Annotated in this window: 6 protein-coding genes; 2 read left to right on the forward strand and 4 right to left on the reverse strand. The window is 70.0% G+C overall.

Features of this window, described 5'->3' with window-relative positions; all coding sequences use genetic code 11:
• The coding region (locus AC08OJ_RS16320; protein WP_476596177.1) for a DUF4012 domain-containing protein at positions 1-1892 on the forward strand (1892 nt) is incomplete at its 5' end.
• Between the two features lie 75 nt (positions 1893-1967).
• Here the strand turns inward: AC08OJ_RS16320 and AC08OJ_RS16325 are convergent.
• The 4 genes from AC08OJ_RS16325 to AC08OJ_RS16340 form a co-directional block, all read right to left on the reverse strand.
• A complete protein-coding gene (locus AC08OJ_RS16325; protein WP_476596178.1) occupies positions 1968-3344 on the reverse strand; it encodes an NAD(P)/FAD-dependent oxidoreductase in 1377 nt (458 codons plus the stop codon).
• 101 nt (positions 3345-3445) lie between these two features.
• Positions 3446-4192: a succinate dehydrogenase/fumarate reductase iron-sulfur subunit gene (locus AC08OJ_RS16330; protein WP_476593969.1), complete on the reverse strand. Its 747-nt coding sequence runs from the start codon at positions 4190-4192 to the stop codon at positions 3446-3448.
• Between the two features lie 43 nt (positions 4193-4235).
• A complete protein-coding gene (locus AC08OJ_RS16335; RefSeq protein WP_476593968.1) occupies positions 4236-6173 on the reverse strand; it encodes a fumarate reductase/succinate dehydrogenase flavoprotein subunit in 1938 nt (645 codons plus the stop codon).
• 106 nt (positions 6174-6279) lie between these two features.
• A complete protein-coding gene (locus AC08OJ_RS16340) occupies positions 6280-6948 on the reverse strand; it encodes a succinate dehydrogenase cytochrome b subunit (RefSeq protein WP_476596179.1) in 669 nt (222 codons plus the stop codon).
• Positions 6949-7112: 164 nt separating this feature from the next.
• Here AC08OJ_RS16340 and AC08OJ_RS16345 point away from each other — a divergent pair, with 164 nt between their 5' ends.
• Positions 7113-8063 carry a LysR family transcriptional regulator gene (locus AC08OJ_RS16345; protein ID WP_476593967.1) on the forward strand — a complete coding sequence of 317 codons (951 nt, stop codon included), beginning with the start codon at positions 7113-7115 and terminating at the stop codon, positions 8061-8063.
• Positions 8064-8521 lie beyond the last annotated feature (458 nt).

The raw sequence follows: 8521 nt of genomic DNA on the forward strand, positions 1-8521 counted from the left end.
GGCGGGACGTGGGTGGCGGTGGCGTGGCCGGGGCGGGGCAGCACCGCGTCGGCCGTGGTCGCCGGCGTCATCGTGGTCGCCGGGCCCGGTACCGCCGGCTGGCCGCCGGGGTCGCGACGGCCCTCGTCGTGCTGGTGGCGATGACCTCCTGGGTGGTCGTGCGCGGACTACTGGCCAAGTCCCGTCTTGACGAGGCCAGGCAGCGGATCGCCGTCCTGCAGCGGCAGGTTCTGAGCGGAGCCTTTCCCCGCGAGGCCGAGTTGCGGTCGCAGCTCGAGCAGATCCGGCGGCGGGCCACCGATGCGCGGGCTCTGACCTCGGATCCGGTGTGGTCGGCGTTCGGGCGGCTGCCCGTCGCCGGCTGCCCGCTGCGCTCGGCGGCAACACTGATCCGAGAGGTGGACGCGGTCGCCGGCACCAGCCTGCCGGCCGTGGCCGACCTGGGTCCCTCCCTCGATCCGCGGGTGCTGCGCCAGCGTATGACGATCAATGTCCGGGCGCTTGCCGCGGTCCGCCGCCCGGCCGAGCGATCCTTCAACGCCATCTCCGCGTTGCAGGCGGCAGCGGAGAACGTACCCGACTGCGGATGGGCCGGGCGGGCCAGCGGCATCGCCGACGCCCGCGCCGAGATGATCGACCGGAGCCGGCGCCTGTCCGGTGCGCTGGGCACCGTCATTCTGGCCGCCCGGGTCGGTCCCGCCATGCTCGGCGGGGGCGGTGCCCGTCGCTACCTGCTGATCGTCCAGAACCCGGCCGAGTCCCGCGCCAACGGGGGGATCATCGGTGGGTTCGGCCTGCTGACCGCGGAGCACGGGCGGCTGTCCCTCGACGGCATCTCGGGCAATGGTGCTCTGCCGGGCGGCCCCACCCAGCAGCGACCCGCGACGAGGCTGCCGGTCCCGTTCGCGGCCCGTTACGGCGCCTTCTGGCCCGACCGTATCTGGGCGAATATCAACCTGACCCCCGACTACCCGATGGCCGGCAGGCTCTACAGCGCGTTCTACCGGGCCGGCACGGGCCTCGACGTCGACGGCACGATCAGCGTCGACCCCACGACGTTGTCGTATCTTCTCGCCGCGAGCCGGCCCGCGGTGCTCCCCGACGGCACGTCGGTGGCCGCGGAGCACCTGGTCGATCTCGTCGAGTCGCGCGTCTATGGCGAGATCATGGACGCGGCCGCCCGCGACCGCTTCTTCGCCCAGGTCGGTCAGGCCGTCTATGCGGCCGTGGAGTCGGGAGCCGGTGATACGACGAAACTCGTGACCGCGCTGGGACGGGCCGCTCGCGAGGGCCGGCTGGAAATATCCAGCAACCACGCCGAGGAGCAGCGGATTCTTTCGTCCACGGCGCTGGGTGGTGCGCTGCCGGACGTGCCCGGGCCGTTTCTCGGGGTCGTCACCCAGAACGCGACGGCGAGCAAGCTGGACTACTGGCTACGGCGGCAGACCACCTACCGCCTGCAGCGGCAGCCGAACGGCGCCGGCGTGGCGACGATCACGATCCGGCTCACCAACGCCGCCCCGGACGGGCTGCCGGCCTATGTGCGCCACCGGCAGGATCTCAAGGACGCCGCTGGGAACCCCCGGGCGCAGAACGATCTCTGGCTCTCGGTGTACACGGGCCGAGGCAGCTGGCTCGTCGGTGCCCGGCTCGACGGTGTGCCCATCGGCCTTGCCAGCGGTTCCGAGTCCGGGCATCCCGTGCTCTCCACTTATCTCACCGTCGATCGCGGCCAGACCCGGACCCTGGAAATCAAGGTCCGGGAGCCGGTAGGCGGCCCGGCGCTCACCGTGCGCCCGCAGCCGTTGCCCGTCGCGGAGCGCTTGGAGGTGCAGGGGCTGCCGGTCGTCCCTCCCTGGTCATCCCAAAGGTCATCTCAAGCCCAGAACTGACTACTCTGACTACAGAGAGTTCTGACCCTTCACCCGCATCGAGTCGCCCGCATCGGGGCCTGATCCGCTTCGCCATCAACGCAGCGGATCGAACGGCGACCGCTCGGCCGCGGGCGAACCGGTGGCGATGGCGTCGGCGAGGAGGCGGCCGGTGACCGGGCCGAGGGTGATGCCCCACATGCCGTGCCCGCCGGCGATGAAGACACGCGGCGAGGTGGTCGGGCCGATCAGCGGCAGACCGTCCGGGGTGCACGGGCGTGGTCCCACCCATTCGGCGGTGCGGGTGTCCAGGTCCACTCCGCGCAGCAGGCCGCGGGTCGCCTCGACCACCGCCCGGATGCGCCGCGGGTCGGCCGCCGCGTCCGGATGGCGGAACTCCATCATGCCGGCGACCCGCAGACCGTCCCCCAGGGGAGTGCAGGCCACCCGGGAGGTGGGGAAGTAGATCGGACCGCTCGGCGGCTGCTCGGTCGCGACCAGGAAGCTGTATCCGCGACCGGCCTGGACGGGAAGGCGGACCCCGAACGGACGGGCCAGCCGGGGAAGCCAGGCGCCGGTGGCGATTACCGCCGCGTCGTAAGGCCCACCGGGCCCCCCTGGCCCGAGCAGTTCCACCCGGCCACCTGCCTCGCGCACCTCGTCGATGGCCATCGCCTCGTGCACGAGGCCGCCGCGTTCCCGGACGCTGTCGGCGAGGGCGGCGACGAAGCGGCCGGGATTGCAGAACCGCTGCCCATGCACGGACACGACGTACCGGACCCGCTCGGACAGCAGAGGTTCGAGGTCGCGGGCGGCCGCCGGGCCCAGCACCTCGGCATCGACGGGCTGGCCGGTCGCCCGGATCTCGGCGAGCTCCGTCAGGAGGGCGTCGAGGCCGGACCGGGCGCGATAGCCGGCCAGGAACGGGTTGGCGGCGCGGGTCGGCGCGGTCACGCCGCCCGCCGCGAGCTCGTCGAAGGCACCGAGAGCAGCACGGGTCAACGGCACCAGCGCACGCATGGCGGTTCGCCACCGCGCGGTCGTGCTGTGCCGGACGAATCCGGCGATGAAGCGGGCGAGCCCCGGATCGGCGACCGGAGGCACGTACACCGGTGAGCCCGGGCGCAGGAACACCCGCAGCCCGTAGCGCAGGACCGCGGGCTCCGGCAGGGGTGTCGCGAGCCCCGGGGTGAGCCAGCCGGCGTTGCCCCAGGACGATCCGGCCCCGGCCCAGGTGGGCCCGGCGGTGAGGTGGTCGCGGTCGAAGACCGTCACCCGCCTGCCGTGGTCCTGGAGGAACCACGCCACGCACAGCCCGACCATCCCGCCGCCGATCACCGCCACCTGGTCGGGAACGGCGTGCCCCGGACGCAGGCGTGACCCGTGCGGCGCGCTCAGCCCCGCGGCGTTCCCGGCCGGTCGGGTCGTGTCCGTCGATCCCGTCACGTCCGCCTTGATCGGGTGATTTCCCACCGCCGCCGGATCCGCCGTACCGCGAAGAGCTCCTTTTCGGTGGAGGGTTAGGCACGGTCCACGGTCTCTGGACCGTGCCTAACCCTCCACACTTCTCCGCTCTACCGGAGGCCGATCGAGGCCCGCAGGACCTCGCGGTTGAGCGTGGCGATGCTGTCCAGCGGGATGCCCTTCGGGCAGGCGACGGTGCACTCCCCGGTGTTGGTGCACCCGCCGAAGCCCTCGGCATCCATGGCCTCGACCAGGTTGAGCGTGCGGCTCGCCCGCTCCGGAGCGCCCTGGGGCAGGCTGTTGAGGTGCACGACCTTCGCCGAGGTGAACAGCATGGCCGAGCCGTTGGGGCAGGCCGCGACGCAGGCGCCGCAGCCGATGCAGGTGGCGTTGTCGAACGCCGTGTCCGCGACGGCCCTGGGCACCGGGGTGGAGTGCGCCTCGGGGGCGCTGCCCGTCGGGGCGCTGATGTAGCCGCCGGCCTGGATGATCCGGTCGAGGCCGGAGCGGTCCACCATCAGGTCGCGGACGACGCCGAATGCGACCGAGCGCCACGGCTCGACATCGATGACGTCCCCGTCGGAGAACTCCCGCACATGCAGCTGGCAGGTGGTGGTCCGTTCCCGGGGGCCGTGGGCCTGGCCGTTGATGACCGCTCCGCAGGCGCCGCAGATGCCCTCGCGGCAGTCGTGGTCGAAGCTGACTGGCTCCTCGCCCTGCAGGGTCAGTCGCTCGTTGAGCACGTCGAGCAGTTCGAGGAAGGACATGTCCGGGTTCGCGTCGGGCACCTCGTAGGTGACCATGCGGCCTGGCTCGTCCGGTCCGGCCTGGCGCCAGATCCGAAGGGTGAGCTTCACGGTCGGCTCCTCGTACAGTCGTGATCCATTGACCGGCACCGCCTCACGCGTAGTTACGCTGGGCGAGGTGGACGTGCTCGAACTCCAGAACCTCGCGGTGCAGCACCGGCGGGGTTTCCGTGCCGGCGAACTCCCAGGCCCCGACGTAGGCGAACCGGTCGTCGTCGCGAAGGGCCTCGCCGTCCGGGGTCTGGCTCTCGACCCGGAAGTGCCCCCCGCAGGACTCCTCGCGGTGCAGGGCGTCGACGCACATCAGCTCGCCGAGTTCGAGGAAGTCCGACACCCGGTTCGCCCGCTCCAGGCTCTGGTTGACACTACCCGCGCCGCCTGGCACCTTGACCTGTCGCCAGAACTCCTCGCGCAGCTCCGGAAGACGCCCCAGCGCCTTGCGCAGGCCGTCCTCGCTGCGCGCCATCCCGCACTCGTCCCACATGATCTCGCCGAGCTCACGGTGGAACGAGTCGACGGTGCGGTCGCCGTTCACGGTGAGCAGGCGGGTCAGCCGGCCCGTCGCCTCGGCCGCCGTCTCCGCGACCGCGGGATGGCTCGCGTCGACCGCGCCCAGCTTCGTCGAGGCGATATAGTCACCCAGCATGGGCGGCAGCACGAAGTAGCCGTCGGCGAGACCCTGCATCAGCGCGCTCGCGCCGAGACGGTTGGCGCCGTGGTCGGAGAAGTTCGCCTCCCCGATCACGAAGAGCCCCGGAATGCTGCTCTGCAGATCGTAGCCCACCCACAGCCCGCCCATGGTGTAGTGGACGGCCGGGTAGATCCGCATCGGCACCTTGTACGGGTCCTCGGCGGTGATCCGCTCGTACATCTCGAACAGGTTGCCGTACTTCTCGCGGACCTTGTCCTCGCCCATCCGCTTGATGGCGTCGGCGAAGTCGAGGTAGACGCCGAGCCCGCCCGGGCCTACGCCGCGGCCGGCGTTGCACTGGTACTTCGCCGCCCGCGATGCGATGTCGCGGGGGACCAGGTTGCCGAACCCCGGGTAGATCCGCTCGAGGTAGTAGTCGCGCTCGTTCTCCGGGATGGTGTCGGGCGAGCGGGTGTCGCCCGCCTTCTTCGGCACCCAGATGCGGCCGTCGTTGCGCAGCGACTCGCTCATCAGCGTGAGCTTGCCCTGGTAGTCGCCGGAGCGGGGGATGCAGGTCGGATGGATCTGGGTGTAGCACGGGTTGGCGAAGTACGCCCCGCGCCGGTGCGCCCGCCAGATCGCGCTGGCATTGGAGTTCTTGGCGTTCGTCGACAGGTAGAACACGTTGCCGTACCCGCCGGTGGCGAGCACGACGGCGTCGGCGAGGTAGGTGGAGACCTGGCCGGTGACCAGGTCGCGGGCGACGATGCCGCGGGCGTGCCCGTCGATGACGATCAGGTCGAGCATCTCGGTGCGCGGGTGTATCTCCACGCCGCCGGCGTCGATCTGCCGGGACAGCGCCTGGTAGGCGCCGATCAGCAGCTGCTGACCCGTTTGGCCCCGGGCGTAGAAGGTCCGCGAGACCTGCACACCGCCGAACGAGCGGGTGTCGAGCAGGCCGCCGTACTCCCGGGCGAAGGGCACGCCCTGCGCCACGCACTGGTCGATGATCTGGGTGGACGTCTGCGCCAGACGGTAGACGTTGGACTCCCGGGAGCGGAAGTCGCCGCCCTTCACCGTGTCGTAGAACAGCCGGTGGACCGAGTCGCCGTCGTTGCGGTAGTTCTTCGCCGCGTTGATGCCGCCCTGGGCGGCGATGGAGTGCGCCCGGCGCGGCGAGTCCTGGTAGCAGAACTGGATGACCCGGTAGCCCTGCTCGGCGAGGGTGGCGCCGGCGGCGCCACCGGCGAGCCCCGTGCCGACGACGATCACGGTGTGGCGGCGCCGGTTGGCCGGGTTGACCAGCTTGGCGGTGAAGCGTCGCTTGTCCCAGCGTTGCTCGATCGGTACGTCTGGCGCCGCGGTGTCGGCGATGTCGGCACCGAGGTTGTAAAACGACATGTCAGCCCTTCCCATGCTTCCGGCACCGCGCCGCGCAATGTTGGCCGCGGAGCCGTCGGCTGTTCAATCCACCAGTGCAGCGACCCGTCGGCCCAGTGCCGTGCCGTCAATCCACCAGGCCGGCGAGAACCGACACCGGGACGATCACGAATCCCACCGTGAGGAGAACCGCGAGGGCATTGGCGGAGGCCTTGAAAACTCGGTCCCGTTTCGGGTTGTTGACACCGAGCGTCTGGGCCGCACTCCAGAAGCCGTGCTGGATGTGGAGCCCGAGGGAAATCATGGCGGCGATGTAGATGAGCGTGACCCACCACACGCTGAAACTCGACACGACGTTGTCGTAGGCGGCACCTTCGACCCCGTGTCGGTTGAGGGTCAGCGTCGTGAAATCGAGGATGTGGTACACGATGAACAACGCGAGGGTGATTCCCCCGTAGCGCATCACATGCGTGGCATAGCTGGCCCGGGCTCGTTGGCGGTGGACGTACTTTGTCGGCCGGGCCCGCAGGTCACGCCGGCTGAGCTGGTACGCGGACACCGCGTGCAGGCCCACGGCCAGCACCAGCACGACGCGTTGGATCCATAGGTACCACGTATCGTGCAGGATCGGCTCGCCGATCGCCCGGAGCCAGCCGGCGTACTGGTCGAAGTCGTTAGGGCCGAAGAAAATCTTCAGGTTCCCGAGCATGTGAGCGATCAGGAACAGAAGCATCAGCAGCCCGGTGACGGCCATCACGGTCTTTTTGCCGATGGTTGACCGCCACAGGTTGCGCAGGACGGACGAAGATCGCGGGGGCCGCGGGGTGGGCGCAGGGGACGCCGATCGCGCCGGGGTTGTCACAGCCACGAGCGCACTCTAGAGCGCACTCCCTCCAGTGGTCCAAGACATGATAAACCTGGACTCGATAGTGCCGTCCTATCGACGTCTACGCTGGCGGAGTGCAGCTCCACCAGCTCGCCTATTTCGTCGCCGTCGCGGAGACCCGGCACTTCACCCGGGCCGCCCAGCGGGTGCATGTCGCCCAGCCGTCCCTGTCCCAGCAGATCCGCGCCTTGGAGCAGGAGCTGGGCACACCTTTGTTTAACCGCGCGCGGGGGAACATCAGCCTGACCCCGGCGGGGGAGACGCTCCTGCCGCTCGCCCGGCGCATCCTCACCGACACCGAGACCGCCCGCCAGCGGGTCACCGAGCTGCTCGACCTGCGCCACGGCACGGTGCGCCTCGGTGCCACCCCGAGCCTGTGCACCGGCTTCCTGCCCGACGTGCTGCGACTGTTCCACCAGCGGTACCCGGGCATCCGCCTGCTGGTCGAGGAGGGGGGATCACGCGACCTTGTCCGCGATCTGGCCGCGGGCAGCCTGGACCTGGCGTTGATCATCCTTCCGCTGCAGAGCAGCGACCCGGCACTGGCGACCTCGCCGCTGATCCGCGAGAGCCTGGTCCTCGTCTCGTCGCTGGACGAGCCACCGATCGTTGCCGGGCGCCCGCTAACCGTGGCCGATCTGCGCAACCACCCGATGGTGATGTTCCGCCGCGGCTACGACCTGCGGGAGGCCACCGTGACGGCCTGCCGGGAGGCCGGATTCGAGCCGATTTTCGCGATCGAGGGCGGGGAGATGGACGCCGTGCTCGGTTTCGTCGCGGCGGGTCTGGGCAGCGCGGTGATTCCGAGCACGGTCGCCCACCGGCTCGGCATGCGGGTTACCCCGTTCGTGCTCCCGGGGCTGCGACGCACCATCGGGCTGGCGCGTCGCCGCGACGTCGAGCCGACCCGTGCCGCCGTCGAGTTGCAACGGGTCCTGTGGGAGTACCTCCGCGACGCCGAAGCCTCGGGCAACCTTCCCGACGGCACCCGACTCCTCGCTGGACCGACCTCCGCCGGCACGTGATCTGTCATCTTCAGGCTCTCGTGCAACATATTCGATGAGGTGGACCTTTCGCGGCGGGGCGGTCGGGTTTTTTCGAGTGAATCGCCATCTCTTTTTCTGGTTCGGCGTGTGGTCCGCCCGTCCACCGAGCCCATTTTTTCCGCCCACCCGCACGCGATCCGGTCGGGTGGGCTTAAAGTTGTGCGAGCGGTCGTAGATCGGGCGGTTTCCGGTCTACGGGGACTGGCTGCGGGGGGACTGGTTGCGGGGACCACTGCCAACACGCGGTTCGCGTGAACTGGCGCCAGTGCACAACGGGGGCAGCGTCGGAGCTGCCGTCGACCTCGAACACACGGGAGGCGATATGAACAGCGTCGACATTGCCCTGAAGGAATCGCTCGAGATAAGCGGGGCGCTTTGGGATCTTCATTAAATAAGTTGATCATTTGATCTGTGTTTGGGGTTCCCCTGTGATTGCC

Source organism: Frankia sp. CgKIO3 (genome assembly GCF_977946435.1).